The 25114-nt window shown below is 65.6% G+C and carries 30 protein-coding genes and 2 tRNA genes; 15 read left to right on the top strand and 17 right to left on the bottom strand.

Features of this window, described 5'->3' with window-relative positions; translation table 11 throughout:
* Positions 1 to 58: 58 nt before the first annotated feature.
* The 6 genes from NCW75_05740 to NCW75_05715 all read left to right on the top strand — a co-directional run bounded on the left by NCW75_05740 (position 59) and on the right by NCW75_05715 (position 5316).
* Entirely contained in the window at positions 59 to 1396 is a 1338-nt protein-coding gene (locus NCW75_05740; GenBank protein ID UYV13784.1) for a hypothetical protein, read from the top strand.
* Between the two features lie 1102 nt (positions 1397 to 2498).
* The gene (gene rdgB, locus NCW75_05735) at positions 2499 to 3137 is read left to right on the top strand and encodes an RdgB/HAM1 family non-canonical purine NTP pyrophosphatase (GenBank protein UYV13783.1); all 639 of its coding nucleotides are present in this window, start codon (positions 2499 to 2501) and stop codon (positions 3135 to 3137) included.
* A gap of 9 nt (positions 3138 to 3146) precedes the next feature.
* The gene (locus tag NCW75_05730; GenBank protein ID UYV13782.1) at positions 3147 to 4094 is read left to right on the top strand and encodes a ring-cleaving dioxygenase; all 948 of its coding nucleotides are present in this window, start codon (positions 3147 to 3149) and stop codon (positions 4092 to 4094) included.
* 3 nt (positions 4095 to 4097) lie between these two features.
* Positions 4098 to 4784: a dienelactone hydrolase family protein gene (locus NCW75_05725; GenBank protein UYV13781.1), complete on the top strand. Its 687-nt coding sequence runs from the start codon at positions 4098 to 4100 to the stop codon at positions 4782 to 4784.
* 39 nt (positions 4785 to 4823) lie between these two features.
* Positions 4824 to 4909 (top strand) — tRNA-Leu (locus NCW75_05720).
* A gap of 257 nt (positions 4910 to 5166) precedes the next feature.
* Positions 5167 to 5316: a hypothetical protein gene (locus NCW75_05715; GenBank protein UYV13780.1), complete on the top strand. Its 150-nt coding sequence runs from the start codon at positions 5167 to 5169 to the stop codon at positions 5314 to 5316.
* 840 nt (positions 5317 to 6156) lie between these two features.
* Here the strand turns inward: NCW75_05715 and NCW75_05710 are convergent.
* The 17 genes from NCW75_05710 to NCW75_05630 all read right to left on the bottom strand — a co-directional run bounded on the left by NCW75_05710 (position 6157) and on the right by NCW75_05630 (position 18569).
* The gene (locus NCW75_05710; protein ID UYV13779.1) at positions 6157 to 6393 is read right to left on the bottom strand and encodes a helix-turn-helix domain-containing protein; all 237 of its coding nucleotides are present in this window, start codon (positions 6391 to 6393) and stop codon (positions 6157 to 6159) included.
* A complete protein-coding gene (locus NCW75_05705; protein ID UYV13778.1) occupies positions 6390 to 9332 on the bottom strand; it encodes a hypothetical protein in 2943 nt (980 codons plus the stop codon). The genes NCW75_05710 and NCW75_05705 overlap by 4 nt, the downstream gene beginning before the upstream one ends.
* A 4-nt stretch (positions 9333 to 9336) precedes the next feature.
* Positions 9337 to 9684, bottom strand: coding sequence for a hypothetical protein (locus NCW75_05700; protein UYV13777.1), 348 nt, complete (start codon positions 9682 to 9684; stop codon positions 9337 to 9339).
* Positions 9681 to 10340, bottom strand: coding sequence for a hypothetical protein (locus tag NCW75_05695; protein ID UYV13776.1), 660 nt, complete (start codon positions 10338 to 10340; stop codon positions 9681 to 9683). The genes NCW75_05700 and NCW75_05695 overlap by 4 nt, the downstream gene beginning before the upstream one ends.
* Positions 10337 to 11482 (bottom strand): phage Gp37/Gp68 family protein, encoded by a 1146-nt coding sequence (locus NCW75_05690; protein ID UYV13775.1) that lies wholly within the window; start codon positions 11480 to 11482, stop codon positions 10337 to 10339. The genes NCW75_05695 and NCW75_05690 overlap by 4 nt, the downstream gene beginning before the upstream one ends.
* A gap of 106 nt (positions 11483 to 11588) precedes the next feature.
* A complete protein-coding gene (locus tag NCW75_05685) occupies positions 11589 to 12704 on the bottom strand; it encodes a hypothetical protein (GenBank protein ID UYV13774.1) in 1116 nt (371 codons plus the stop codon).
* The gene (locus NCW75_05680) at positions 12701 to 13723 is read right to left on the bottom strand and encodes a DNA adenine methylase (protein UYV13773.1); all 1023 of its coding nucleotides are present in this window, start codon (positions 13721 to 13723) and stop codon (positions 12701 to 12703) included. Before NCW75_05680 ends, NCW75_05685 begins: the two co-directional genes overlap by 4 nt.
* Positions 13720 to 14163 carry a hypothetical protein gene (locus tag NCW75_05675; GenBank protein UYV13772.1) on the bottom strand — a complete coding sequence of 148 codons (444 nt, stop codon included), beginning with the start codon at positions 14161 to 14163 and terminating at the stop codon, positions 13720 to 13722. Before NCW75_05675 ends, NCW75_05680 begins: the two co-directional genes overlap by 4 nt.
* Positions 14160 to 15701 (bottom strand): DNA cytosine methyltransferase, encoded by a 1542-nt coding sequence (locus tag NCW75_05670; protein ID UYV13771.1) that lies wholly within the window; start codon positions 15699 to 15701, stop codon positions 14160 to 14162. The genes NCW75_05675 and NCW75_05670 overlap by 4 nt, the downstream gene beginning before the upstream one ends.
* Positions 15698 to 16150 (bottom strand): hypothetical protein, encoded by a 453-nt coding sequence (locus tag NCW75_05665; GenBank protein ID UYV13770.1) that lies wholly within the window; start codon positions 16148 to 16150, stop codon positions 15698 to 15700. Before NCW75_05665 ends, NCW75_05670 begins: the two co-directional genes overlap by 4 nt.
* The gene (locus NCW75_05660) at positions 16147 to 16515 is read right to left on the bottom strand and encodes a RusA family crossover junction endodeoxyribonuclease (protein ID UYV13769.1); all 369 of its coding nucleotides are present in this window, start codon (positions 16513 to 16515) and stop codon (positions 16147 to 16149) included. Before NCW75_05660 ends, NCW75_05665 begins: the two co-directional genes overlap by 4 nt.
* Positions 16512 to 16868, bottom strand: coding sequence for a hypothetical protein (locus tag NCW75_05655; protein UYV13768.1), 357 nt, complete (start codon positions 16866 to 16868; stop codon positions 16512 to 16514). The genes NCW75_05660 and NCW75_05655 overlap by 4 nt, the downstream gene beginning before the upstream one ends.
* Positions 16865 to 17155 (bottom strand): hypothetical protein, encoded by a 291-nt coding sequence (locus tag NCW75_05650; protein UYV13767.1) that lies wholly within the window; start codon positions 17153 to 17155, stop codon positions 16865 to 16867. Before NCW75_05650 ends, NCW75_05655 begins: the two co-directional genes overlap by 4 nt.
* 198 nt (positions 17156 to 17353) lie before the next feature.
* Positions 17354 to 17737 carry a hypothetical protein gene (locus tag NCW75_05645; protein UYV13766.1) on the bottom strand — a complete coding sequence of 128 codons (384 nt, stop codon included), beginning with the start codon at positions 17735 to 17737 and terminating at the stop codon, positions 17354 to 17356.
* A gap of 124 nt (positions 17738 to 17861) precedes the next feature.
* Positions 17862 to 17934 (bottom strand) — tRNA-Met (locus tag NCW75_05640).
* An 82-nt stretch (positions 17935 to 18016) separates the two neighbouring features.
* Positions 18017 to 18223: a hypothetical protein gene (locus tag NCW75_05635; protein UYV13765.1), complete on the bottom strand. Its 207-nt coding sequence runs from the start codon at positions 18221 to 18223 to the stop codon at positions 18017 to 18019.
* A gap of 1 nt (position 18224) precedes the next feature.
* On the bottom strand, positions 18225 to 18569 hold the full coding sequence (locus tag NCW75_05630; protein UYV13764.1) for a helix-turn-helix domain-containing protein: 345 nt from the start codon (positions 18567 to 18569) through the stop codon (positions 18225 to 18227).
* A gap of 112 nt (positions 18570 to 18681) precedes the next feature.
* Between NCW75_05630 and NCW75_05625 the strand changes: the two genes are divergently transcribed.
* From NCW75_05625 to NCW75_05585, 9 genes are all read left to right on the top strand, one after another.
* The gene (locus NCW75_05625; protein ID UYV13763.1) at positions 18682 to 19311 is read left to right on the top strand and encodes a helix-turn-helix transcriptional regulator; all 630 of its coding nucleotides are present in this window, start codon (positions 18682 to 18684) and stop codon (positions 19309 to 19311) included.
* Positions 19283 to 19723: a hypothetical protein gene (locus tag NCW75_05620; GenBank protein UYV13762.1), complete on the top strand. Its 441-nt coding sequence runs from the start codon at positions 19283 to 19285 to the stop codon at positions 19721 to 19723. Before NCW75_05625 ends, NCW75_05620 begins: the two co-directional genes overlap by 29 nt.
* An 11-nt stretch (positions 19724 to 19734) precedes the next feature.
* Positions 19735 to 20076, top strand: a complete 342-nt coding sequence (locus NCW75_05615; GenBank protein UYV13761.1) for a hypothetical protein — start codon at positions 19735 to 19737, stop codon at positions 20074 to 20076.
* Between the two features lie 69 nt (positions 20077 to 20145).
* Positions 20146 to 20736 carry a hypothetical protein gene (locus NCW75_05610; GenBank protein ID UYV13760.1) on the top strand — a complete coding sequence of 197 codons (591 nt, stop codon included), beginning with the start codon at positions 20146 to 20148 and terminating at the stop codon, positions 20734 to 20736.
* 50 nt (positions 20737 to 20786) lie between these two features.
* Positions 20787 to 21398 (top strand): PAS domain-containing protein, encoded by a 612-nt coding sequence (locus NCW75_05605; GenBank protein UYV13759.1) that lies wholly within the window; start codon positions 20787 to 20789, stop codon positions 21396 to 21398.
* Complete coding sequence (locus NCW75_05600) at positions 21395 to 21943, top strand: hypothetical protein (protein UYV13758.1); 549 nt, start codon at positions 21395 to 21397, stop codon at positions 21941 to 21943. Before NCW75_05605 ends, NCW75_05600 begins: the two co-directional genes overlap by 4 nt.
* Before the next feature lie 6 nt (positions 21944 to 21949).
* A complete protein-coding gene (locus tag NCW75_05595) occupies positions 21950 to 22729 on the top strand; it encodes a helix-turn-helix domain-containing protein (protein UYV13757.1) in 780 nt (259 codons plus the stop codon).
* Positions 22719 to 24665: a phage terminase large subunit family protein gene (locus tag NCW75_05590; GenBank protein ID UYV13756.1), complete on the top strand. Its 1947-nt coding sequence runs from the start codon at positions 22719 to 22721 to the stop codon at positions 24663 to 24665. Before NCW75_05595 ends, NCW75_05590 begins: the two co-directional genes overlap by 11 nt.
* 230 nt (positions 24666 to 24895) lie before the next feature.
* The gene (locus NCW75_05585; protein ID UYV13755.1) at positions 24896 to 25108 is read left to right on the top strand and encodes a hypothetical protein; all 213 of its coding nucleotides are present in this window, start codon (positions 24896 to 24898) and stop codon (positions 25106 to 25108) included.
* Positions 25109 to 25114 lie beyond the last annotated feature (6 nt).

Below are 25114 nucleotides of genomic sequence, written 5' to 3'. Positions count from 1 at the left end.
TGGAATAGTCCGTTCGGGCTACAGTTGATCTATCGACAATAACTTAAGGAGATTGCCCATGCGTAGATCACTAGTAGGAATCGTATTGACGATCACGGCGGTTCTGCAGATTACAAGCCCTACTTTAGCCTCAGGTCCATTCGATAAACTACTTGATGATGTCAAGAAAACTACTGGGGATGTGCTTGAGACTGGTCTTCGGGTGACAACCGCTCCTGCTCGCACGATCATCAATGCGGGACGTGCGGCGTCTGGGAGCATGAACTCCAGCCAAATCTATCAACCGTTTCGACGACTTGGCAACTCCGCGTCACGGACAACGGATCATGTAACACGATATGCGACCGCTCCACAAGATGTGTTACTTGAAGCTGCGGCGAAACTCGCGAACGAATCAGGAAGCGACGAGGTACGGTTCATTGTTGATATTGGAACTCTCCAGCATCGCATCTCTAACGAGCTATTTCGTTCTACAGGAGGGGCGGTGTCAGGCAGTCTGCGTGGTCAAAATCCACTGCAAGTAACAGCCGCCCCACTTGCGGCGGCTATTCGAGCAGCACGTAATCAACACGCCCCAAGGGCACAGCCTCTTCCTGAAGACGTAAAAGATGGACTGCGCCCTTATCTACCATCCCATGTGCTCAATCGGGCTCAATATGCCGTGGGGACTGTTGAGATTACGTTGCCAAACTTCATCGGCAAAGGTCATAAGTTCTTTGACCAACACAAGGCGGTCGTTGTGGATGATATCATTGTCTTCCCAACTTCCCCTCCGAGCTTCGATGAGAGTCCATACTGGTGGGCACACGAGGTACTCCACGTTCAGCAGTATCATGACATGGGTGTGGAGATGTTTGCATATGAATACATTCGACACGCCGGAGCATCCATCGAGCGCCCAGCCGAAGCGTTTGGGGACCGCGTATCGACTGCTCTGAATGGGGAGAAAGAGGGTCATGTACATCGGTCACATTCTGGCTTTGCACAGTTGGGGGCCCAGACGCAACAGCCTGTTGTTGTCCATCAAGAATTCGGGCATGGAGAGCCAGCTCGAGCCCTCCAGCCAGCACCCGAATTGTATGTTGCCCAGTGCGTCTTCCCTGATGATCCCCCCGGCATCGCGAGGATGGTGACCAATACCGGGAAGATCATTGCCGTCGAGACGTTTACTGGTCGATACCTACATATTGGTTGGGCTGAGGCACCTTTGATGCCAAACGTAAGTTGGACTTATCGTACCAGAGATCGCCAGTGGGCAGTCATGCACGATGGCGCCATCACGATGCGACAGGATGAGATGACGCAAGTATGGGATCAATGGTCCCAGCAATGGGTACAACGTCCTACCGGAAGATGGCGGTGGACTAAAATCGGGCAAGTTATAAAATTGCAGTGAGGCTACGGAGTCTTTGGCAACCTCGTCGTGTTCCCGAAGAGATCGAGGAGCAGACAATCGGGCCGGTCATTGCGTAGGCGAAGCTGATGGCCTCAGCGTCGGACATGCTGCAATTGATGGATTGCTCGCTGGGCATACGTGTTCACCCTGTATTTCAAGATTGATTGTTGTGCCCTCCGGCCGTCAGGCCGCCCCAAAACACCCTCCCCCGATGCCACCGGACCGCCTCCAGATCCGGGTCGAACCCTCGGGCAGCCGCGATCCGGGTCCGGAGCTAACTTGGAGGGCCGCCGCGATGCCTGTCCGCCGGCTCACGCCGGTGGCTCGTTTGGAGGGCCATGTGCCGCGCGGGGCACGGCTTGCCGGAGACGGGCGAGCCGTGGCACGCCGGCCCCCCCTCAGCCCCGGCAGGGCCGGGACAGCTCCCCCGCCGGGGGCGGGGGAGCGGGCCACCCCCCACGGAGTGGGCCGGGGGCTCACGCCACCGGCTCGGTAAGAGGGGCATCGCGGTCGAATCGGACCCACCCCGCATGGAATGCCCCGCCACGGAGTGGCCCGTCCGAGAGCCGCCGAAAACCCCGGACAACCCCGCTCCAAACAGGGCACGAAGATTTTTTCTGGTCAATGTTCGAGTTAGCCGCCCTGGAGGGAGCGCCGGGAGGCCCCGAGCGCAGGACGTGCGCCTCAGATTGCCAGGACTCGCGCGAGGGCTGGCAATCGGCGCGAGGGTATTGGCAGCCCTCGCGCGAGTCTTGGCGGGCCGCGCGAGAGAACTGGCGGTCCGCGCGACGGGAGTGCCGGCCCGCGCGCACGGGCTGGCAATCGGCATGGCGCGGCCGCGGGCCCTCGCCCGAGGCCCGGCGATCGGCGCGAGGGGGCGGGCGGGGCTCGCGCGAGGGCTGGCGATCGGCGCGCACGGTGGGGCCGCGAGCTCACGCTCGCGGCTCGGGAGGATGCGTTCCCGCGCACGCGGGCTTGGGGGTGGGCGGTATCCTCTTGTTGGATGCCCCCCACCCCTAAGCCCACGCCAAGGCCCCCCATCACCACACCACCGCACCCCCACCACGATGGAGCACCCCACCACGGAGTACCCCCCCACGGAGTGGGCCCCTACGGAGTGGTCACCATCGCCACCGGCAACCCCGGCAAGGTCGCCGAGTTGCGGCCCATCTTCGCCGGGCTGGGCATCGGGGTCGTGGGCCTGGCCGACCTCGCCACCCCCACAACCGAGCCCGAAGAAACCGGCAACACCTTCGAGGCCAACGCGACCATCAAGGCCATCAGCTACGCGAAGCAGACCGGCACCGTGTGCCTGGCCGACGACTCGGGGCTCGAGGTCGATGCGCTGGGCGGGGCGCCGGGGGTGATCTCGAGCCATTACAGCACCGATGGCAACGAGGATGGTCGGCCACGGGCGCAGCGCGACGCGGCCAACAACGAGCGGCTGCTGCGCGAGCTTGCCGGTGTCCCGGCGGAACAGCGCACGGCGCGGTTCGTGTGCGTCATGGTGCTGGCCAATCCCGATGGTGAGATCCTGGCCACCAGCCGGGGTACGTTCGAGGGCCGCATCGGCACCGAGCCCCGGGGCGAGAGCGGCTTCGGCTACGACCCACTGTTTCTGGTGGCTCCGGGCCACGCGCGCACGAGCGCGGAGATGGCCGCCGATGAGAAGAACGCCATCAGCCACCGCGCCAAGGCCGCCCACGAGATGGCCCAGGCGATCGCCGGCCTGCCCCGCTAGGGTTCGTGCATGCCCGATCCGATCATCACCGGCGTCCACCACGTCACCGCGCTGGCCAAATCGCCGGCCGGCAACCTGGATTTTTATAACCGCGTGCTGGGCCTGCGTTTCATCAAGCGCACCGTCAACCACGACGACCCGCTGACCTACCACCTCTACTACGCCGACGCCGCCGGCTCGCCCGGCAGCGTGCTGACCCACTTCCCCCACCCCCACGCCGCGAAGGCCAGCCACGGCACCGGCGAGATCCGCCGGACACTGCTGGCCGTGCCCGACGGCTCGATGGGTTTTTGGTCCGATCGCCTGCGCGAGCTGGATATCGAAGCGACACCCAGCATCCACTTCGGACGACCACGCCTGAGCTTCGCCGACCCCGATGGCATGGAACTCGGCATCGTCGAGGGCGATGTCGGTGGTGTTGGCACGCCGTGGGAGGGCGATGGTGTTTCCGCAGAGAATGCGATCCGAACGGTGGACACCGTCACGCTGCGCGTGCCGAGTGCCGAGGCGACCGGAGAGTTTCTCGTCGAGGCTCTTGGGTTTGAGGCTGGCGAACGCGAGGACGATCGGCAGTTGTTCACACTGCTCGACGGCGGACCCGGGCGGCGGCTTGAACTGATCGACGACCCCGGGGCCGAGCAGCAGCCGATGGGAGCCGGCACGGTGCACCACGTCGCCTGGCGTGTGCCCGACGACGCGGCGCAGCTTCGGGTTGCGGATCGGCTCGCCGCCGCGAACACCGCCGCGACGCCGGTGATCGATCGCGTGTACTTCCACTCGATCTACTTCCGCGTGCCCGGGCGGGTGATCTTCGAGGTCGCGACCGATGGGCCGGGGTTCACGGCGGACGAGCCGATGGATGCGTTGGGCACGTCGCTGGTCTTGCCGCCACAGCACGAGCCGCGGCGGGATGAGATCGAGGCGCACCTGCTGCCTCTTGATGGCGGTGGGAAGTAACGCATGGACGTGCGAGTGGCGACGGAGTTTGATACGTCCCAATGCCCGCCGCCGCACGGGGGGCAGCGGATCCTGCACGCCGGGGCGGCGGTTGCCGATGCGAAGATCGTGATGATCCTGCTGCATGGTCGCGGGGCGGGGCCGCACGACATCATCTCGGTGGCCGAGGCGTACGACCTGCCCGGGGTGTGCTACCTCGCTCCGGGTGCCGCCGACGATTCGTGGTACCCGCAGCTCTTCACCTCGCCCCTGGAGGCGAACGCCGCGGCGGTGGAGAGCGCGCACGCGTTGATCGAGGCGTTGCTGGGCCTGCTGGCGGAAGAGGGCTTCCCGCCGGAGCGATGCGTTCTTGGCGGGTTCTCGCAGGGCGCGTGCCTGGCCAGCGACCACGCTTTTCGGTATCCCCGCCGGTACGGTCTGATCGTGGGCTACAGCGGCGGCCTGATCGGTGGCCTCGACCATGCGTTCGAGCCGCAGGGGGATCTGGAGGGGACGCCCGTCGAGCTCTCGTGCGGGGATGCGGACCCGTTCATCCCCTGGCCGCGCGTCGAGCAGACGGCCGAGGTGCTCACGGCGATGAGCGCCGAAGTTGAACTCGAGAAGTACCCGGGGCTGCCGCACTCGATCAGCCGGACGCAGGTGGACAAGACGACCGTGCGGCTGCAAGCACTGATCGATGGCGCGAATTGAGCAGGCCCACCCGATCGTTCGCGTAGGATGGACGATCACGGGCCTGTGGCGGAATTGGCAGACGCGGCGGACTTAAAATCCGCTTCCCCGGAAGGGGGGTGAGGGTTCGAGTCCCTCCGGGCCTACTTCTACTGACGAACCCCGACCACCGGCGACCGTAAGGGGCCCTCTACGGCCCCATGAACGCGGTTCGCCCGGGTGTCCGTGTGGTCGCTGACGGTCGGTGGCGGTCGCCTGCTGCGTAGGAATCTGCGCGCTCGGTAATCCGGTGGCCTTCCGGAAGTTCTCGTCTCGGGGCTTCAGGTAGTGCAGCCAGGCCACCAGCGGGCTGTGCCCGACCCAAGCCGAGGCATCCTTCTCGGGGTAATCGGTGTGCCAGTCGATGGCACAGCTCGCCCGGAGGTTCTGCAATAACCTGGGCCAGGGCTTGAGCCCGCCGCGGACCACCAGCTTGGCCACCGTCGTGGCGATGTTCGTCTTCGAGGTCATGCCGGGAAAGAGCTGGTCCTGGCCCGGCTCGGCGACTTCGTAGAGATCCTCAAGCATCTCGGCCAGCCTGGGCATGATCGGGACAAGCCGGATCTGCCCCCTCTCGTAATTGCGGGTCTTCGCGGGCCGAACGGTGAGGCGTCGGTTCACGAGGTCGACGTCGGCCCATGTCAGCCTGTGGAGCTCCGATGGGCACCGCAGGGCCGCGTACCGGCACAGCCCGATCTTGGCCCGCCACGAAGCGTCAGGGCACTGGTCGATGACGCGCTCGATGTGCTCGATCGGGACGTACTCGGTCCGGTCGGGGTTTCTCTGCGTTCCCGGCCGGATGTCTGCGAAGGGGCTGGCCTCGATGAGCCCCCAGTCTTCGGCCTGTTGGAACACCCGCTTGGCGACCTTGGTGCGCTTCGACTGGGTGGCCTTGGCGTAGCCGTCGTCGGCCAGTGCCCTGCACCACAGGGCGGCATCCTCGGCCGTCAGAGCCGAGATCTCGGTGTCGGCCCCGAAGAACCCGATCAGGCTCCCGGTTGTCTGCCGGTAGCTGTCCAGGGTGACCTCGCTGACGTTTGCCGCGTTGGCGAAACGATCGACCAGATCCCCCACCGTCGTTTGAGACTCTGGCTCGCGCGGCTCCACCAGCCCAGCCGCGGCGATCCGGCCGTGGAGCTTGTTGCTCAACTGGGAGAGCCAGATCATCGTCCCCCTATGGGGCGGTGTGCCGGTCACGGCCGCGGTGCAGAGGTGGTCGACGTGCCCAAAGACCGTGCGCGCGGTGCCCGCGTCCATCTTGCCCAGGTACACGGTCCGGCGCCTGCCTCGATCGTCGACAAACAAGACGCGCCAGGCTTGGGTCTTCTTGGATTGGGTCAGGCTGGCCATGGCATCACTCTCCCCCGACTTCGTCGCTCTCCTGCGACTCCATCGGGCAACCGTTGGCGATCCATGCCTTGAGTATGTCTGGTGAGTACCGCCGGAGCCGTCCCAGCTTGACCGAAGGCACCAGATCGTTGCTGGTCCACTTCTCGAGCTGGCTGGTGCTGACCCGAAGGGCCTTCGCGGCCTCCCACGGCTCCAGAAGCAGATCCTCTCCATCGTACTCTCGATCCTTCTCCTGGGTCATGCCCGCACGCGCTCCTCACGGCCGCGGTTGGCGCGGAGTGGCCGGTGGATCCCTGGCTGGCGCGGGTCATCAGGCGAATCGCCTGGCAGCGATTCTGCCTCACCGGCGTACGCCCCAGCGAATGCCGGGCTCGCCTGATTGATCGAATTGCCAGACAGGTCGAAACGGAAATTGGTCGGCCTGGTCGTCACGGTCGCCGCGTTGCCATCCGCCAGGGGCGTGTAGTCCTTGCCGGCGAAGTCGGTGAGACCCCAGTCGACCGGGTCGCTACCGGGCGCCAACAGCGAGCCGTCCAGTTCGGCCTCGTCGTTGTACGATCCATCGTCGAGAATCACATTTCCGCCCATGACCCGCTCGGGCATCCCGTCCAGCTTGTCGCGGAAACTGCCCACCGTTCCGACCAGGTTGTTTTGCAACAGGAAGCGGCGCCCAACCTCGTCGTCCGCTACCGCGTCGTTTCGGATCATCGCGACCGATGACCGCTCGACGTTGAACGCGACCTGGACGTTGTTGGTTTCGCTCTCGAGCTGGATTCCCGGCTGGTCGTCCGCGTCGTTGCGGATGTTGAAGGCCACGCCGAAGTCCACCTGGTCGCAGTTCACCAGAACCATGTTGTATGCATAGCCGCTGTCGCCACCGATCGGATCGCCGTTGTCTTCAGCAATGTTGGCGTACATGATCGTGCGGCGAAGGGAGACGGTCGAAATCGGCGTAGTGAAGTGGAGCCAATCAAAGTGCTGGTCTCCGGGATAGGTGGCATCCTGCGCGTTGCCGTGGCAATAGCACCTGCCGAACAGGCCACCGTCCGTGACGCCCTGAATGAACGTGCCGGAATTTGTCATCTCGTAGTCCCAGACGATCACGTCTCGAACAGCCCGATCACCGCTGCCGTCGTCGAAGCTGTTGATTGCGAATCCTCGGAACTTGCCCGTCTGGACAACCGACACCGCCCATAGGTCGTCGCCATCGATCCCGAGCCCGCGCTCACCCACACCCTTCGCCGCCCCGCCGTCCGTGTAGACGACGCCCTCCTGGCAACAACGCTCGTCGTCTTCGTCCGATCCGGTCGTCACCCATCCGTAGATGGTGCTGGACATGTCGAACGTGATGTTGCTTAGGTTGAAGTTGCCCCGCCGCAGGGCACTGGACGACAGCCCGACGTTGTTGTACGTGACGTCGCTGGCGCCCAGCCCATCGGCCGGGCGCAGTGTGATCAAGTGCGCGTGGGCGGTGCCCGTGCCACCGGGCCGGAAGTCCGCCGTACCAATCGTGTACGTGCCGGCCGCGTGGTGGACCTCGACCGGCTTGGTAGCGCCGCGAATGGCCGTGACCAGAGCAGAGGCCTGGAGCGTGGCATATGGGTTGCCGATAGAGCCGTCGCCGGTCGTGTCGTTGCCACTGTTGCTCAGGTGGATGATCAGGGGGTCGGTGTGGACCAGAATCGACTTCTGCGGCCAAGCCGTGCCATCACTGCACGCGGAGTGCCAGACACCCCAGTGGTCCTGGACCTCGAACTTCCACTTGATCTGGGTGCCGTCGCTCTCACCTGACACGTCCAGCACACCGCCCCAGAACTCGCCATATTCGGCCGATCCCATGTAGGCCAGGGGCTGGACCCAGGCGCTGGCACTCATCGTGTGGGTGGTGGCGGTCGAGGCGATGCCGCCGTGCGGCGTGAAGGGCACGGACTTGGGCGTGGTGCCATCGGCGGCGAACCACGAGAACCGCACGGCCTGCACACCACTCCACTCGTCCATGACCATGACGTTGACGGGTGTCGAACCGCTGGCGACTGGCCGGTTGTGCGGGGTCGCCGAGGCCACGATCGGGGCACCCATGAAGCGGGTCAGGTTGTTGCCGAGCGTCTGCGTACTGCTGTTGGTGGTCCCCGCCGTCAGGGCGGTCTGGGCCGCGTTTCGGTACGCGGGCACGCTGTCGTCGGCCCACAGGGCTCGCTCTTGGACCGTGAGGCTCAGGGTCTCGCCTGTGAGTACACGGCCGCCCAGCGGCCATGTCCCGGTGACTTCGCCCGAGACTTCGGCGATGCTGTCTGCACCGGCGGGATCGGCGTAGAGCCAATCGTACCTGCCGTCATCACCACAAGACAGATAGCCCTTGGCCGTCCAATCCGTGGTGTCGTTTACGGTTCCGAGCGTCTCGCCGGTATCCCACACGGCGGTGGCGGTCGTTCCCGCAGATGGAACGGTGATGCTCGTGACGTTCTTGAGCACGTCCGAGTCGAGTTCTGGGTCCGCGGGGTCCCACAGCGGCGCGATTGTCCCAGAGACGGTGAAGTGGTAGAAGTTGCCACTGGTATCGGCCAGGCCAGTGTCGCCATCGGTGACGGTGCCGGATGTCTGATTGAGCGGCACGTTCCACGAGATGCCCGTTGGCAGGTCACGGGCAGAGCTGTGCCGGTTGGCGAGCATGTTCTGCACGGCCGTTGCGTCGTTGGCCTGCTTCCACATGGTGAAGCCGTAAGCCTTGAGGTTGTGGACGCCGGAGTCGGTGCAGCCGAATCGCCAGGCCGTGCTATCGCTCGGTGTGCCGGCGAATGCGAGGGTGTCACTGTCGACGACCGTGACCGTGTCCGTGGACTCTCGCCACATGTAGACGGTCTGGACGCCATTGGTCACGCGGAGGTAGATGTCCACCCACTCGTCGCGGGGGATTGCGAAACCGCTGCCGACGTTCGTGAGTGAAGATCCGTTGTCGGTCGTGATGCGGAACTGGAAGTTGTCGCTCGAGGCCAGTCGGGTTAGCTCGAGTCGACTGTCGGAGCCGTCATCGAGGATCTTGCTGTCGCTGGCCGGAGCAGTGCCAGCACCCAGAATGAACATGGTTCGGTAAGCCATGCCGCTGGCACCCGCGACCGAACCCAAAGCCGTATTTGTGTCTTGGAGGCGGTCAAAGCCGTCACCGCCAAATTGGATGCTCATGGTCCTACTCCTGCGTGCTCAGCACGCGCTTGATGACTTCGATGAGGTGATCGCCTCCGAACGGGCCCGGGTGGGCACGCTCTCGGCACATCTCCAGAAACTCGTTATTGACTGGGTACCAATCGACGCGAGATCGGTCCTCGGCGTCGAAGCGCACGTCACAGATGTCCAGCCGGATCAGCTCGTCGAGGATCTTGCCGGCCTCGACCATGCCGCACGCCAGGAGTCCGCAGAGGCGCTGCTTGGTCACGCCGCCCCAGCCCGCGGCCTCGGCGGCGGCGCGGCAGAGCTGGTCATGCCGGCGCTCGGCGGCCTGGGCCTCCATGCGTTCGATAATGATCTGGGTCTTCATGACGCGGCCTCCGCACGCTCGAACGTGTAGACCCAAACCCAGTCGTTGTTGGCCCAGGGGTGGCCACGCCTGGCGTTGATGCCATCCCAGGTCATACCGAACCACGCCCGCGGCCGGATCCTGCACTCAGGCGGGATGCCCTCGGCACGGGAGTCGGCGTCGCTGATGTCCTGGACCCGCTCCACGCGCAGCGCCTTCACGTCGAGCCAGAGGCGACGGGCGTCCTTCGGCATGTGGATCGAGGGCTTCCACCGGACCGGGCCGACGAACCGCTCGCCGAGCCACCAGCCGTCACGCTCGCCGGAGTCGTCCGGGGCCACGTCAGCGCGGTAGATGAATCCGTCGCCGTCCGGGGCCCACTGCTCGCGGACGTAGAGTCGGTCGGAGGGCTGGCCGTAGGGGCATGGGGTGCCATCGGTCATCTCGAAGTCGCCGCTGGCGATCGTGAAGAACAGGCAGTGCTTGTCTCGCAGCCGAGAGGGTCCGCCCTCAACGATTCGGCCAAGCCGGTGGTTCACGCCGCTCGGCTGTGGCTTCACCACCCGCCGCGTCTGCGTCTTCGTCGGCAGCGACGAGTCGATCGCCGAGCCGTCCGGCCTGGTGTTGAGCAGGGCGCGGACCATCTCGGGCTTGAACAGGATCGGGTGCTCTTTCACTGGCCACCCCCCGGCATCTTGCGGACGCGTAGGTCCTCGGGCCATTCGGCCGGGTCGCCGCCCTTTGGGTCGTCCAGCTCCAGCCGCTCGACGTTGTCGTCGTCGGTTTCGTCCGTGCCTGTCTCGGCGAGTGTGGCCAACGGGTTGGAGCCGAGCTGCTTCACGAAGCAGGGCACCTTCGCCTCGCGGCACTGCTCGACCACGCCGCGGATCCAGGCCAGATCGCACGGCCGGGCGCCGCGGCCGCTCTCGCCGCCGACGATGACCCAGTCGATGCCGTAGTCACGCCCCTCGACCACGTGGAGCGTCCTGAGCGTGCCCGTCAATGAGTCCAGCGTTCGGTCGCTGGCAATGGGGACTCGCCGGAGAGTGAGGGGTCCGATCAGCGGCTCGCAACTCAGGAACCGGACCGCCAGCGGGCACCGACGCACCTCATCGACGCGATCGATCACTTCGTCGCTCTCGACGCTCGTGCCGCCCCAGAAGTTGGCTAGCGGGAACTGGATTCGGTTAGGTTGAGGAACCGCTCTCGAAGAGAGCGTGGACCAGTTGCCAGACTTCGGGTCACGCCAATCGTTCATCTGAGAAAGCCATTCCGGCGGTACCGAGCGGTCTGATTTCGTCGGCTTCCGGCTTTCGAGATATTCGCGCATCCGACCCGGACGCTTAGTCAGGACCAGGATGTCCATGTCCGTGCGCAGCGCGATGACGGCGAATATCGGGTCGAGCATCTCGAACGGGATGGGTGCGAAGGGCACGCCAGCGGCCTTGGCGGCCCGCTCATCGGCCTCGTCGCCATAGAACAGGTCCATCATGTCGCCCAGGAACACCGCCGGGCGCTCGCGGCCGTTCTTGAACGGGCCCCGCGGCCGCATGGTCAGCAGCTTGCGGAGCACGCCCTCGTCGAGCACCTGCTCGACCTGGCCCAGCCCCGCGGCGGTGTAGGGGTGTTTAGTTCCGAACCGCTTGTTGAGTGCCTCGGCGTAGCAGTTCGCGCAGCCGGCACTGACCTTGCGGCAGGCCCAGCCGACCTCGCCCGTGACGCGGTCGCGGGCCCGGATGGGGTTGGCCGAGTAGTCGGCCCACTCGATCTCGGTGCGATGGACGCCGCGGGACTTGTTGATGGTGAGGTCGACCTTCATGGGCGCACCTCCGTGGACTCGTCGAGTGCCTGGGCGGCCCACATGAACCCCCAGCCGATGGCGTAGAGCGCGCAGGCGAGCCATGAAGTGACGGTTCGGATCGGTTTCACGCTGACTCCCTCCCGCGCGGGGTGTTCTCGACGGTGTTGCCCGTCTGCTGCTCGATCGCCTCCAGGACCTCGGCGCGGCAGAGCTTGGACCTGGCCCACTCGTTTTTGGGCTTCTTCCGCAGGGCGCCGGGCGTGAACCCCTTGCCCTTGGCGAACTTTTCGGCGGTCGCCTGGGCGACGTCCTGGTGATCCCGGATCAGGGCGAGCTCGGCCAGGTCGCGTTCGTACTCGCGCTTTCGCCGGGCGACTTCGGCGGCCTGCTGCTCTCCGGCCAGGCGGTTGCGTTCCAGGCGGTGGGCCTCGAGCTCGGCGTGCGAACGCCACCCCTCGGGCGGCTGCTCACCCTCGCGGATGAGCTTGGCGGCCAGGGCGTGCGGCCTCTTCACGCCCGGCGACTTGGCCTGCTGGACCGCGTACAGCACGACACGCTCGCTGCCCGCCTGGCGGGCCAGGGCCTCGGCTCCGTTGACCCGAAGACCCTTCAGGGCCTTGAGCGCGATGGCGAAGTCTCCCACGAATTGCGCATCACCACCACCGCCACCAACCGGCGCAGCCGGATCGGGTTCGCTCGCGCGTGGTGGTGTTGATTCTGTCTCTGCCTCTGTGTCTGACTCTGACTCTGACTCTGTATGCTGGATTCCTCCCCGACTCAAAACGGATTCCCCAGGGCTTCCAGTTGGATTCCGGCTGGAATCCTCCAAGGCTCCCGACGTCTTCTTTGTGGGCGTCTTCGCGGGCTTCTTGGACACCTTCTTCGAGGTCTTCTTGCCGGCCTTCTTGCGCTCTCGATCGGCCTCTCGGCGGGCGTCGACCTGGGCCTTGGTCTCCTGGTGCCGGGCCCAACGCTCGGCACCCACGGTCCAGCCGTTCTCGGTGACGGTCCAGAGCTTTTCGTCGACGAGGCGTTGCGCGGCGGCCTCTGGATCGCTGATGCCGGCCCCCAGGATGGCCAGGGCGCCGCGGCGGACCTCGCCATCGGTCAGGTGTTCCTTCGACCAGCAGAGGCCCTTGACGTACATCCACGCCGCCTCAGGCCCAACAGCCGCGAGCTTGTCGTCTGTCAGGACCGTGGTCTTGATCTGGATGAAGATGCCGGGGGCCTTGCTGCTCATGCGGCGCCCTCGGTGTAGCTGGGCCCGTTGATGAGCAGGACCTCGGGCGACTTGGAGTCGCGCTCGCCGCGGCCGGTGCAGTTGCTCATGTTCTTGTTCTGCGCGCAGTCCTTCACCGTCCAGCCCGGGTAGAGCTCGGCAAGGCGTGGGTGGGCGTAGTAGCTGACAATCACCCGTGCGTGCTTGAATCGGCAGAGTGCGTCAGCGAGGCGGGTGTGGTCGTCGATATTGCCGAAGATCCCGGCGCCGCTGGCCTCGAACTCGTGCAGGTAGGCCGCCCGCGTGCCGGGCCCCTTGAGCCCGCTCCGCGTGTCGGGTAGATACGGCGGATCGAGGTACAGCACCAGCCCTTCCTCGTCATCGAGTTGGTCGATGATCTTGAAGGCGTCACGCTGGAGCACCATGACGCTTCGGAGGCGAAGGTGCCAGGCCGGGATGCTCTCGACCATCGACACCCAGCGGACGGTTGGCGAGCCGCCGGAGATGTTGAACCGCAGGGAGATCTCCGGGCCGGGCTTCTCGCCGCACTTGCGCATGTCCGTGCCGGCCATCCCGTTCCGCATCATCCACGACTGGGTGAGGTAGGCCGCGGCGCGGAATCGGTCGATGGGCTCGCCCATAGCCGGCGGTGGCCCAGAAGCCACGATCGCACGGGCGTCAAGCAAGATTCCCTCAGCCATGCAGGTTCGGGCGAGCTGGCCGTAGAGCCACAGCGCCGTGGCCTCATCCTGGAGGCAGCGGAGCAGGTGGGTCAGGTCGCCGTGGAGGTCGTTGACCGTCTCGTAGGCCACCTGAGGCTTGGCGAACAGCACGGCGCAGGAACCGCAGAACGGCTCGATGTAGTTGCGGTGCTCGCCCATCTCGGGCACGATGTATTTCGGGCCCATCTTGGCTTTGGCTCCGAACCACGGCACAGGCCTGGTGATCCCGCCGGCCGGCGGCGCATCCTCGGCGTCCAACGGCAGCGGCGTGTCCTGGAACGCCGCGGCGCCGGCGCGTGTTTCGGACCACCCCGTCATGACGCACCGCCTTCCACCGCGATCGGGTTGCCCTGGCCCTCGACGCGGTAGGGGCCCGATGCGGGCGCTGGGGCACGGTCGATGCGGAGCTGAGCCGGCCGGTACATCTCCGGCGGCTGGACGGCCTGGATCTTCCACTCCAGGATCTCGATCTCTTCGGCGAACGTGGGATCTGTCTGGAGCTTCGGCTCGGCCCGCCTGGCGGCCGTCAGGGCTGTCGAGTGGTTGTACTGCGCACCATCAGGCTTCATGGCACGGGCGACGTCGGGCCAACTGCCACGGGTGTGGCGGTACGCCACGATCACAAAGGCCTCGCGGGCGCGGACCACCCACTTGTGGCGCCCTCTGCCGCAAAACTCGGCCTCAGACACGCCGAAGTGCTCCAGCACGATGCTCCGAACGATCTCGATCTTGGCCTTGATCTCTTCACGGTGGTTCACGCCGCCACCACCTTTCGATCTCGAGTCGGTGTTCCCGCCCGCACGTTTGCGCGCACGAGCGCCTCGGCAACCTCAGGACACACGCTGTTTCCGATGCCAGCCACCTGGCGCCGCTTGGAACCGATGAGCTCGTACCCCTCGGCGAACCGGCCGAATTGGGCTCGGAGCAGCTCGTGCGGCTGGAGCATCCGCATGCACAGGTCGGCGATGGCGTAGACCTGGCCGGCCACCGTCACCAGGGCCATGCGGTCGGCGCACGTCACGCAGTGCATCGGATCGCCGCACGCCGCGTGCTGCCCGCCCGTGCCGTGGTATTTGGTCAGGAAGGCGGCGATTTGACATGCCTGGGTGGTGCAACCATAACGCCGGTTTTGGTCCGATTTGTCAAGCAAACTCGTCACGAGCGCGTGGTGGTCGGTCGCCGTCACCGTCGACGCGGGCCGATCGACGATCTGGCCGACGACCCCGCCGAAGTGCTTGGCCAGGAACGCCGCCACCAGGGCGTGCTTGCACCCGCCCGCGGGCACCACGCCCAGCGGCCGGGCGATGTCGAGCGACCGCGGGGCTTGGCCCGCACGCTCGCCGTAGCCGGTCTGCACAAGGCTCGGGGCGACGACCGCGTGGCTTCCGCCGCCGGACAGCACGGTGTTGAGCGGGTCAGCCAGATCCTTCGTACCGTTGCCCCATCGCTTCACGCCGCTGGGCGAGACCTCGCCGTGCGCGACCGACACGATGAACGGATCACCCTCGACAACGTACTTCTGCACGCCCCGCGCGATGCGGGCCATCGTCGCGTCGGCCAGCGGCCGCTTGGGCGCCGGCACGCCGTGGGCCTCGCCCCACGCCCTCGCCTCGTTCTTGGTCAGGAAGATCGACGGGCACGGGAGGCTCCAGTCGATGCACTCGGCCGCCGCCCGCCAGGGCTTGAGCCCCAGCGCCTCGCACTTCTCGCGCGGCGCGTGCGTGGGCTCGGGCCACACGATCGGCTCGCCATCGCACCGCGCCACCAGGAACATCCGCTTGCGGATCGTGGGCGTGCCGTAATCGGCCGCGACCAGCTCGCGCCACTGCACGTCGTAGCCCAGCTCGCGCAGCTTGCCGGTCCACGATCGGAACGTGTCGCCCTTGCGCTCCTGGCACGGCCGCCCGTCGCCATCGAGCGGACCCCACTCCTGGAACTCGGGCACGTTCTCGAGCATGATCACCGCCGGCCGCACGGCCCTCGCCCAGTCGATCACGACCCACGCCAGCCCGCGCCGCGTGTTGTCGCGCGGCTTGCCGCCCTTGGCGCGGCTGTGGTGCGTGCAGTCGGGGCTGAACCACGCCAGGTCGACCGGCCGCCCCGCGCACAGCTTTGCGGGATCCACCGCGAACACGTTCTCGACCAGGTGCTCGGTGCCCGGATGATTGACCGCGTGCGTCTCGATCGCCTCAGGATCGTGGTTGATGGCGTAGTCGACGGGCCGGCCCATGGCGGCCTCGATGCCCACGCTCGCGCCTCCAGCGCCCGCGAAGTTGTCAATGATGAGGCCGGTCATGGCGACACCTTGAACGCCTTGCGGATCTCGATCTGGGTCATGACCGATGGGCCGACGATCGACCAGTCCAGCATGGGCCGGCCGCCGGCGCGGGGGTTCTCGCGGAGCGGGCAGCAGGCCGCGGCGTCATCGACATAGAGGTGGGCGTATTGCTTGGGCGAGGCCGTCCAGGAGCCCTGCTCGGCGTTGCTGTTCACGCCCCAGAACTCGATGCCGCGCTCTCGGCACCACTCGACGGCCTCGGTGAGGTAGGGCTTGTCGGCGGGGTGGCCCTCGCAGCTCACGCCGTCCGAGATCATGTCCGACCGCATGGTCCAGAGCATGAGCCTGGCCCCGGCGTCTTGGAACTTGCGCAGCCACTCGAAGGCGCCCGGGTTCTCACGCCCGATGTCGGGGAATCGGTGGTCGCAAAGCGTGCCGTCGAAGTCGATGGCGATGATGATGCTCATGCTCTCTCCGACATCTGGAGCAACATCTGGCCCCCGCTGCGCGGCTCGTCGTGCCAGAGCACGGCCTTGCGCTTGAACTGCTGGTCGTCCTCGATCACCCGGGCGTGCTTGAGCGCGTCCCAGGTGCCCTTCCACAGGTTGTCCATGTCGCGCCGGCGTCGGTCGGGCGGCCAAAGCGCGGCGCGGAAGTTGAGCGGTCCCTCGAGTGGCTCGAAGCCCGGCTCTTGCTCGAGGACCGCCCCCTGCACGTGGGCGCGGAACGCCACCACGTTCGCCGAGAGGGCCTTACTTCCACGCCCAGTGTTGACGTAGTAGTGGTTGACCGTGGGCGGCCACCGCAGCAGCAGGCAGATCCGGCGCTTCATTGGGCGCCCTCCAGGATGACGACGACGCACCCCTCCGGGCGGTCCTCGCCACGCATGTACTCGACGTGGTCGAGCTGGCGCTCGGTCAGGAACGCCGTCGAGCTCGTCAGGGCGCTCATGAGCACGGCGTGCGTCTCGGGAAGCGAGATCCGCGGGCCCTTGGCCTGGTGCATGACAATGCTCACGCTGACCGGCTTGAAGGTCAGGCGCCCCTGCTCTCGCACGGCCTGCCTGACAGCGCGTCGGAACACCCTTCCCCGGGCCGTGAAGTTCGACTTACCCCGCTGGCGCTCGATGTACTCCGAGCGCGTCGGGGGCATGGGCACCTCGAATTCGAGACGGCCGGCACTCACGCTTCGACGTCCAGTTGCTGGCCGACACCGGCCTCATACGGCGTGCGACGCTGGTACTCGAGCTCTCGGGTCATCCGCTTGAGCTCAAAGCGTGCCAACACCTTGGCGAAGGAAGCCGAAGCGAAGACGCAGGCCACGAACAGCAGCACCCACCAGCCCAGTTCCAGCCACAGCAGCAGCGCCACGCCGCCCAAGGCTCCGCCAACAGCGGCGTATGCGAGTGTGTGAGATAACCCCGAGCTGGCAGTTGATGACTGCCGCTCGCCGACGCGAAGCGGTGTACGCATGTCGTTCTCCTGGGCAGCTCTCGCCGCCAATGACCGCTGAGGGATTGAACCTCACCCGCCTTGTGCTTCGTGGTGTGACGAAGCGGCGGAGCTACCAAGCGCGGTCGTGGCCCGTCTCTCCGGGCTGTCACGGGTGCCGACGAATCGGCGCTGAAACCTGCTGGGGGCTCCCGTCACCCCCTTCTCTGGGGGGGTAGATCAGCTACCGGCTGCTGTGGCCGCCACGGGCTTAGAAGTCGTGCCGGCAACGGCCGGCTTGGCGGCGCGGCCCGCCTGGCCATCGGCACCAACATCGCTGGCGCCGCCCTGGGGCGCGTCGGTCCCCAGGGCGGGTTCGCGCGGAGGGCACCACCACCGCTGGCCTTCACCATCCGGCTCGCCCTGAGGAACCTTCGACAGCACGACGTTCGTCTGGCCGCGGCCCTCGTAGATCGCCTTGTCGCACTGGGCGTTGAGCTCGAGCGTGCCGTCCGGGTTCACGCCGACGACGATGGCCGGGTACGGATCCTTCCGATGCACGGGCTGGACGTTGCCGAGGTTGCAGTGCACGACGCGGCCGATGGTTGGTGTGTTCTCTGGCATGGTCTTGGTCTCCTGTTGCCTGTTCGCTTCCGAAATCCAGCGCCGAGGCGCTCGCCCCGGGACACGCTGGCTTCTAAGAGACCCGGCCTTTCAGCCGGGGTGATTCCCGGCGTTGAGGCCGGAATAGCGGGGCCGGGACTCGAACCCGGGACCTCCTGGTTATGAGCCAGGCGAGCTACCAACTGCTCTACCCCACAAACTGCCTGGGCTCCCAGGCGGGACCGCGCGAGCAACCCGTTCGGGCACCCGGCCGCGCGGAGCCGGGCGAGATTTCGCGCCCTACGAAGACGCCGGGGTCGGAATGCGGCCGCCCCTGTTCCCATGCACGGGTTGCTCGCGGTGCCGTTGCTGGCGCTCTGGCGTTCTGGTGGCCACGCCGGAGACGGCGCGGGTGAGTCGTGCGGCGACGTCGGCGGCATCACGGGCGTCGAGGCCGAGTTGGATCGATTCGGGTTCGCGGATGGCGTTGGGGTCGATTACGCCCATGTCAGGCCTCCTGGGCCGCGGCGGCCCCGTTGGTGTCAAAAGAGCCCGCCGGCATCTCTGCCGATGCATCCCCCTCCTGGGGATCGGGCCCGGAGGAGTCCCCATGCGGTGCCTGCCCAGAGCTGCTGGTCTGGGGTTGCTGGGGGGAGTTCTTCAGCTTGAATGTGCGTACGGCGGACGTGGGAATCCGCCACTGGCCGCCAACCCTCCGCGTCCGGTATGCGCCCTCGAACGATCCGTCAGCGGCGCGTCGCAGCACCGTGTCGGGAGACACGTCCAGGAGATCAGCCACCTGCTTGACCCGGAGAACCGGGTCGGCGTCCGATATTTGCGATTCTTGCGTCATATCGGTCCAAGATATCGGGTCACAAACCGCACGTCAAGCATAAAACGCACAAATTTATCTCATTGGGTATACATGTTGCGTTTTTTGCGTGATCTGCGGCGATAATTCACTCGTGACACCATCGCCCGATGACAGAGCTATGGGCTTGGCAGTAAGGGAGTTGCGCGCCACGCGCAAGCTCAGCCAAGACGCTGTCGCCACGCTAATAGGCATTTCCCCTTCGACGCTGTCTCGAAAGGAATCTGGCGAGATCTCGATTGGTAAGCATGAGCTGCGCAAGTTCGCGCAGGTGCTAAAGGTGTCCGTTCACGACATCCACCGAATCCAGGCTGAGTATCTCCGCCAAGAAACCGAGCAAGAAGCAGTTCAATCGACCGAGCCCAGCGAGGGCAGTGTTGCGCGGCAGATGCAGTCTGCCCTTGAAGGGATTGGACAGTCGATCGTCGAGGTTTGTGAAACTTCACGCGGACGACGACGCCAGGCGATCCTTGAACACATAGTCGCTTACGCAAAATGGCTGGCCGAGACCTCCAAACACTCGGATGATGTTGGTGTTCAAGAGCCGATTATCGGCGAGCCATATACAGGACCCATGCTCAAGGCACCGGCTATTGTGCTCGGCGATGGCACGCTTGTTGAGCGATATGTGCCAGCTGTCTCTGTGGTAAGGCAGAAAATGGCTGTATCTCAAGTCGGGGGAAAACTAGATGGGAATGGAAATCAAACGCGTCGTAGCGGTTAGCTTCCTGATTGCCATTGGTCTAGCAGGCGCCTGCGCGCCGTCAACAAGCCAGATCGCCACGTTGGACAAAGAACAGCTATGGAAGGCTGCTCCGAAGATCTACGCGCCTGGGCCGTTTTCCGTGAACACGAAGGGCATCCAAGCAGCTCGTGAGCGTGCGATAGAACTCTACGAGTGGGATGATCAGGTAGACGCGCAAGTCCGCAAAGGTGCGTTCGGCACGGGCTCTCCAGCCGCGGCCGTCTATTACTCGCGCGGCCCACCGACCGATACGCGCGAGAGCAGCAGCAGCTTCGGATCCAGATATACCTGGCAGTACGGTACCCCAAGCCTCTACATTAGCGACGTCCTCTACGTCTACTTCGATGAGGACTGGATCGTCACGAGCTGGCACCGGTACAAAGACAAGTGAGAGGGTAAGCGATGGATCCGACACAAGGGCCGAGCACCGACCAACAGATCCTGGCCGAGCTCCAGGAGCTCAACGGGCGTATGGCCAAGATCCGGCGAAAGCCGTTCAAGATGCACATGACCGTCCAGGTCTTCGTAGCCGTCGTGGCCGCCAATCTGGCCACGCTGTTTATAATTGCGATCGGGCTGCCAATTCTCGGTGTTGCCATCCTCGGCGCTGGCGCGGCGGGCGCTGCCGCGTCAGGATCAGGCGACAGTGACGATGGCGGTTCCTCCAGCTCGTACCTAGGTGAGCAGCGCGAGCGGATGGATGATGAGCCATCCGAGCCTTCGGACGTTGATCCTCCCGCCTGATTTCCTTGACCTCGGCTAAGCGACAGGGAATCATTCCGCGCCTGCCCAGAGCTGCCGAAAGGCAGCGCCATGAGTCACAACCGAATCATCACCGTCGTCGGCCTCGCTGTCATTGCGCTGGCCTTGTTCGCGTCCGCCTGCGTCGATGAGCAGGGCGCCAAGGACATGGCCCAAGAGTCTCGGCAGGTCCTCGAGCCCGTTGTGTCCGACCTCACGATCCGAGAAGCCGACCTGACGGCCAGGATCGAGGATCCGGCGGCCACGCCCGAACAGATCGAAGAGGCCGAGGCCGAGCTGGACTCGGTCGAGCAGCAGCTCGAGGTCGCCACCCGGTCACTCGAAGCCGCGATAGAGATCGAGGCCGATCCGGCCGGCGGCATCGTCAGCCAGACCCTGGGCTTCGTGATGCCATTCGTGCCGGTCCCGTACCGGCTGCCGATGGTGCTGGGCGGGTCGCTGCTCGTCTCGGCGCTCAGGCAGTACCAGCTCCGTAAGGCCGGGCGCGAGATCGCCCGGGGCGTCGAGATCGCCGCCCAGTCGGACGCCGCGCTCAAGAAGGGCCTCCAGGACAACGCCGGCACGATCCGGATCCACCAGGGTGGCACCGCTCGCCGCCTCGTCGACGAGGCCCAGGGCAAGAAGCCAGCCCGCATCCTCTGAAAACGTCGTACCCCCAGCCCCGGGCCCGTTAACACGGGCGCTGGGGCTTTATGCCATCCGACGCATCAACCTGGGAGAGCGTGGCGATCGTTGGCGCCTTGTCGTCATTCGCGACCGGCTTGATCGTCGTCCTGCTCGTGCAGATCAGGAAGCTCCAGGCCCAGACCGCCCAGCAGTTCGAGAACACCCGACAGCACATGGACGTGCAGACGGTGAAGATGAACGGCATCCCGAACGCCCAGCTCGACAACCTCGAGTTCCCCACCTGGGCGAAGGGCATCGGCGGCCGCATGAAGATGCTGTCACCGGCCTACACGGCCCACTTCGGCAAGACCCCGCACGAGTATGTGGGCAAGGACGACCACCAGGTCTGGCCGAAGGACGTCGCCGACAAGTTCGTCGAGCACGACACCCTCGTCGTCCGATCCGGTGCGGCCCTGAGATGCCTCGAGCTGGTCCCCAGCGACCCCCGAGATCCAACCTCGGAACGCAAGGCCTGGGTCGTCGTGAAGTACCCCATCCGGAACGAGAGCCGTGAGATCGTGGGTGTTGGCGGCTACGCCATCCCCGAAGAAGTCATCACCACCACGCAAGCCCTGCTCGAGAGCACCATTCCCATCGAAGAGGTGCGTGGAACACCACCAGAGGAACCGAAGAAATGAGCTCCGCCCAGACTATTGCCTATCTCGCAACCGCCGCATCCGCTATCACGGTTGGCGGATCGGCACCCACCGTCGCCCCGATGTACGAGAGCGTGGAGGCGCTCCAGGCAGCTCTCGACACCCAAGCCGTGCTCATGGACTTCGAGAACGCGGGCAACAACAGCCGGGGTATCCGCGCGCTGCTGACCGCCGGCATCGAGGGCGCCGAGGACGAGACCGCCATCGAGGACCTCTATCTCGTCACCCCGGCGAGCACAGCCGCTGACGGCAAGAACCGCGTTATGGTCGAGCCCATTGGATCGCTGACCTGGACGGCCAGCGCCACGGCCGTCGACGGCGGGCGCTCTGGCGAGAAGGTGCCCAAGTCGGTGTCCACCAGTGGCACCGGCCGGCTGGCGAGCCGGACTGGAATCGAGATCGCGGTGGCCAGCGCCCTGCCCGCCGTTGCGACCATCTACGACATCGGTCCGGTCCGCTACCTGCTGCGCGTGCCGCGCGTTGGCACCGCCACGGGCATCTCGCCCATGGGAGCCACCTGGCGGTAACCCTGTGTGCCCCGCGAGACCTCAACCACGCAAGCGGCCAAGCAACTGGGCGTCACGCCCAGGGTGTTGCAGCAGTGGGTCAAGAACCGCAGAGCCCCGCACGGTCACAACCCAAATGGGACGCGGATCCGGTTCGACGTGGGCGAGGTCCGCGCGTGGGCCGTCCAGAAGGGTCTGCTCAGCGCCAGCGATCAGAAGGCTAAGGCTGGCAACTCCAAGTCCGGCAAGCGCGGGCGCAACACCCAGGGCGCTGACTCCAAGTCGAAGCCCAGCAAGTCCAAGCCGAAGGGTGGCAAGGGCAAGCCTGAGCCACCGGACCCGCCCGGGGACACGCCACAGGTCGATACCTCGCCCGAAGGCCGGCGCAAGACCGCCTTCGAGATCCTGGCCAAGATCCCCGGTCTGCTATCGGAACTCAACACCTCGGACGGCTCCCTGGCCGCCAGCCAGGTCGCCACGGCCATCAAGTCGGCTGAGGCGACGGCCGCGGCAATGCTCCGGCGACTGGACCTCGAGGCGGAGCGTGACGAGACACTCATCGATCGGAACAAGGCCGTTCGCGTGGCGGTCGAAATCGGCACCATCGTCTCGGCGGGCTCCAAGGCCGCTGTCGTTGACCTCTCGGATCGGCTGTACGACGACCTGGTCGCCGCTGGTATCAAGCCTGGGCCGCGGGAGGCGTTCGTGCGCGTCGTACGCGGCACGATCCGAGACAGCGAAGACAAGCGCATGCTCGAGGTCGGGGAGGCAGTCCGGCGCGCGGAGGTCGGGCTAAATGGTCGCTGAGCTCGACACCAGCTACCTGACCCGTGAGGACGCTCCAATCCTGGCGGCGTTCCGAAAGGCGATCACACCGCGCGTGCGCCGGCGCCCGAGTGAATGGGCCGAAGCGAACGTCCGCCTGAGTTCCCAGCAGGGCGCCGACCGCCCCGGGCCGTACGACTGCGGCTACTACCCCTGGCTCCAGGCCGTGCACGACGTCATGTACGACCACCCCCAGAAAAAGGGGGTGGTGATCATAAAGCCCAGCCAGAAGGGCATCACGCTGGCGGTGTTCAACATCATCGCCTGCACCGCGGCCACCGAGGATGTCTCAATCCTCTACCTGATCAGCCGGAAAGAAGAGACCCAGAGCCAGGTCGCCAAGCGGTGGGATCCGCTCGTGAAGAACATCCCCGAGCTGGCCGAGCGGTTCGAGGAAGCCAAAGCCGACGACCAGCGGCAAACGATGCTCGAGCGGCCCTATCGGGGCGGACAGATCGACTTCTCGGCGGCCGGCTCGGCCGCAGCCGTCAGCTCACGCACGTACGGCATCCTGATGGTCGACGAGTGGGACCAGTGCGTGGCCAACTTCCCCAGCCAGTTCGGCGGCCTGTTCAACTTCGTTCTTGGCCGCCAGCCCAGCCGGATGGTGAACACCCAGCTCTGCGCCTTCAGCCACCCGACCCTCGAGGGCCGTGGCATCCACCTGCTCTGGCGAGACTTCAGCGACAAGGGCGCCTGGGTCTTCGATTGCCCGCACTGCCGGCGTGTCGTCGTACCGAAGTACGCCCTGATCCATTTCCGTGAGCACAGCGACCGAGGCAAGCCCGTGCCCGAGTCGGCCGAGCTGCGCTGCGGGCGCTGTGGCAAGCCGATTACCGACGAGCAACGCTCGGCGCTGGTGTGGCCAGACGATCACCGAGAAGGCGGAACAGGTCGCGTCTGGACCGACATGAAGCCGGAGCAGGCCGCGCTCCGGGATTACACCGGGCTGGCGCTGCACGGGCTGTGCGATCCCTACGTCTCTGTCGTGTCGCTTGCGCGGGCCGTCGAGAACGCCCCGGATGAGCGTGAGCGGCAATCGGCCATGAACGTCCGTTGTGGCGAGGGGTACGCGCCAAAAGAGGCCGTCGTGGACGCCAGCAAGGTGCGAGAAGCGATCGCGGTCACCGACCGGATCGTGCTCCCCGCCCCACCCGAAGGCGTGCACTTCGTGACGGTGGGGACCGACGTCCAGAGCCCCAAGGACAATCCGACGCTGTACTCGACCGCGTCAGCCTGGACCGCGACAGGGCATCTGCTCGCGGTGGCCATGGAGCGAATCCGAGGATGGACAGCGTACTTCGACTGGCTGGCCAATCTCAGCTTCGCACGGTCCGATGGCGAAGTCATGGGCGTCAAGGCCGTGGGCATTGATGACCGCTATCTGACGGGCCAGGTCCTGGAGGCCTGCCGAAGGCCAATCTATTCGTCCGCCACCAGCAGGCGCATCGAGATGGTGGCCCTCGGATTCAGCCCCACGCGCTCGGCGGTCAACGACGACATGCCCTTCCGGCTGCGTTCTGAAGAGAAGAGGCGCAACCCAACACAGCCCGAGCTGGGGCTCGTCTGGGCATACGACCTGTTCCGGCACTCATGGGTCGATCGCACCATGAGCCGGCTCAGCGACTCACGCATCACTGTCGTCTGCCGGCCGCCTGCGGACCTCGAGGAACACCTGACGGCCAACCGGCTACGCCCAGTGGCGACCAAGCACAACATGGATCGCGAGAAGCTGGAGTGGCAACGCGTCGACAAGGACATCGACGACTGGGCCATGTCGGTGACCTACTCGGAAGCCGTGGCGGCGATTCGTTGTCGGCTGGATTCGATACACGACAAGCTGCGCCCCGTCTCCGCCGGACCGGGCGGTCGGAAGATCATGGCGCCCACACTCGGAGGCGCACGCCGTGGCCGATAGCGCAGACGACAGGCCTGCGCGCTGTGATCAGCACCAATGCCCGTGGTGTGGCGGTTGGCGCTGTCCCGCGTACCGAACGGTGACACACTCCGCCGCCAAGGTGCAGTACCGAAAGTGCGAGGGTTGCGGGTATAACTTTCATACCTATAAACCCTTGGATGCAAATATTGTTACCAACCTTGGTAAAGGCGATTTGACCAAACCATGATCCCCGCCATGGATCGGGGTTGATGGCGATCACCGGACCAATCACGGCAGAGGAATACCGGGCAGCGATCCGCGCGGTGTTGATTGGTGGTCAGTCGTACACGCTGACCGATGGCACGTCGGTCACCCAAGCCGACCTGGCGGATCTCGAAGCGCGGCTGGAAGCTGCAATCCGCCGAGAGGCAACTGCCAGCAGTGGCATGATGCGGCGCGTGTCGCTTGGGAGGCCCTCGTGAGCTACG

The organism is Phycisphaera sp., assembly GCA_025916675.1.
In the GTDB taxonomy this organism is placed as follows: domain Bacteria; phylum Planctomycetota; class Phycisphaerae; order Phycisphaerales; family UBA1924; genus JAHCJI01.
This window is presented reverse-complemented; position numbering and strand designations above follow the sequence as displayed.

Excerpts from the sequence above, each read along its gene's own strand:
- NCW75_05740 (UYV13784.1), top strand. The coding sequence starts at position 59 with ATGCGTAGATCACTAGTAGGAATCGTATTGACGATCACGGCGGTTCTG.
- NCW75_05730 (UYV13782.1), top strand. The coding sequence starts at position 3,147 with ATGCCCGATCCGATCATCACCGGCGTCCACCACGTCACCGCGCTGGCC.
- NCW75_05725 (UYV13781.1), top strand. The coding sequence starts at position 4,098 with ATGGACGTGCGAGTGGCGACGGAGTTTGATACGTCCCAATGCCCGCCG.
- NCW75_05715 (UYV13780.1), top strand. The coding sequence starts at position 5,167 with ATGGCACAGCTCGCCCGGAGGTTCTGCAATAACCTGGGCCAGGGCTTG.
- NCW75_05710 (UYV13779.1), bottom strand. The coding sequence starts at position 6,393 with ATGACCCAGGAGAAGGATCGAGAGTACGATGGAGAGGATCTGCTTCTG.
- NCW75_05705 (UYV13778.1), bottom strand. The coding sequence starts at position 9,332 with ATGAGCATCCAATTTGGCGGTGACGGCTTTGACCGCCTCCAAGACACA.
- NCW75_05700 (UYV13777.1), bottom strand. The coding sequence starts at position 9,684 with ATGAAGACCCAGATCATTATCGAACGCATGGAGGCCCAGGCCGCCGAG.
- NCW75_05690 (UYV13775.1), bottom strand. The coding sequence starts at position 11,482 with ATGAAGGTCGACCTCACCATCAACAAGTCCCGCGGCGTCCATCGCACC.
- NCW75_05685 (UYV13774.1), bottom strand. The coding sequence starts at position 12,704 with ATGAGCAGCAAGGCCCCCGGCATCTTCATCCAGATCAAGACCACGGTC.
- NCW75_05680 (UYV13773.1), bottom strand. The coding sequence starts at position 13,723 with ATGACGGGGTGGTCCGAAACACGCGCCGGCGCCGCGGCGTTCCAGGAC.
- NCW75_05670 (UYV13771.1), bottom strand. The coding sequence starts at position 15,701 with ATGACCGGCCTCATCATTGACAACTTCGCGGGCGCTGGAGGCGCGAGC.
- NCW75_05665 (UYV13770.1), bottom strand. The coding sequence starts at position 16,150 with ATGAGCATCATCATCGCCATCGACTTCGACGGCACGCTTTGCGACCAC.
- NCW75_05660 (UYV13769.1), bottom strand. The coding sequence starts at position 16,515 with ATGAAGCGCCGGATCTGCCTGCTGCTGCGGTGGCCGCCCACGGTCAAC.
- NCW75_05650 (UYV13767.1), bottom strand. The coding sequence starts at position 17,155 with ATGCGTACACCGCTTCGCGTCGGCGAGCGGCAGTCATCAACTGCCAGC.
- NCW75_05645 (UYV13766.1), bottom strand. The coding sequence starts at position 17,737 with ATGCCAGAGAACACACCAACCATCGGCCGCGTCGTGCACTGCAACCTC.
- NCW75_05635 (UYV13765.1), bottom strand. The coding sequence starts at position 18,223 with ATGGGCGTAATCGACCCCAACGCCATCCGCGAACCCGAATCGATCCAA.
- NCW75_05630 (UYV13764.1), bottom strand. The coding sequence starts at position 18,569 with ATGACGCAAGAATCGCAAATATCGGACGCCGACCCGGTTCTCCGGGTC.
- NCW75_05620 (UYV13762.1), top strand. The coding sequence starts at position 19,283 with ATGGAAATCAAACGCGTCGTAGCGGTTAGCTTCCTGATTGCCATTGGT.
- NCW75_05615 (UYV13761.1), top strand. The coding sequence starts at position 19,735 with ATGGATCCGACACAAGGGCCGAGCACCGACCAACAGATCCTGGCCGAG.
- NCW75_05610 (UYV13760.1), top strand. The coding sequence starts at position 20,146 with ATGAGTCACAACCGAATCATCACCGTCGTCGGCCTCGCTGTCATTGCG.
- NCW75_05605 (UYV13759.1), top strand. The coding sequence starts at position 20,787 with ATGCCATCCGACGCATCAACCTGGGAGAGCGTGGCGATCGTTGGCGCC.
- NCW75_05600 (UYV13758.1), top strand. The coding sequence starts at position 21,395 with ATGAGCTCCGCCCAGACTATTGCCTATCTCGCAACCGCCGCATCCGCT.
- NCW75_05590 (UYV13756.1), top strand. The coding sequence starts at position 22,719 with ATGGTCGCTGAGCTCGACACCAGCTACCTGACCCGTGAGGACGCTCCA.
- NCW75_05585 (UYV13755.1), top strand. The coding sequence starts at position 24,896 with ATGGCGATCACCGGACCAATCACGGCAGAGGAATACCGGGCAGCGATC.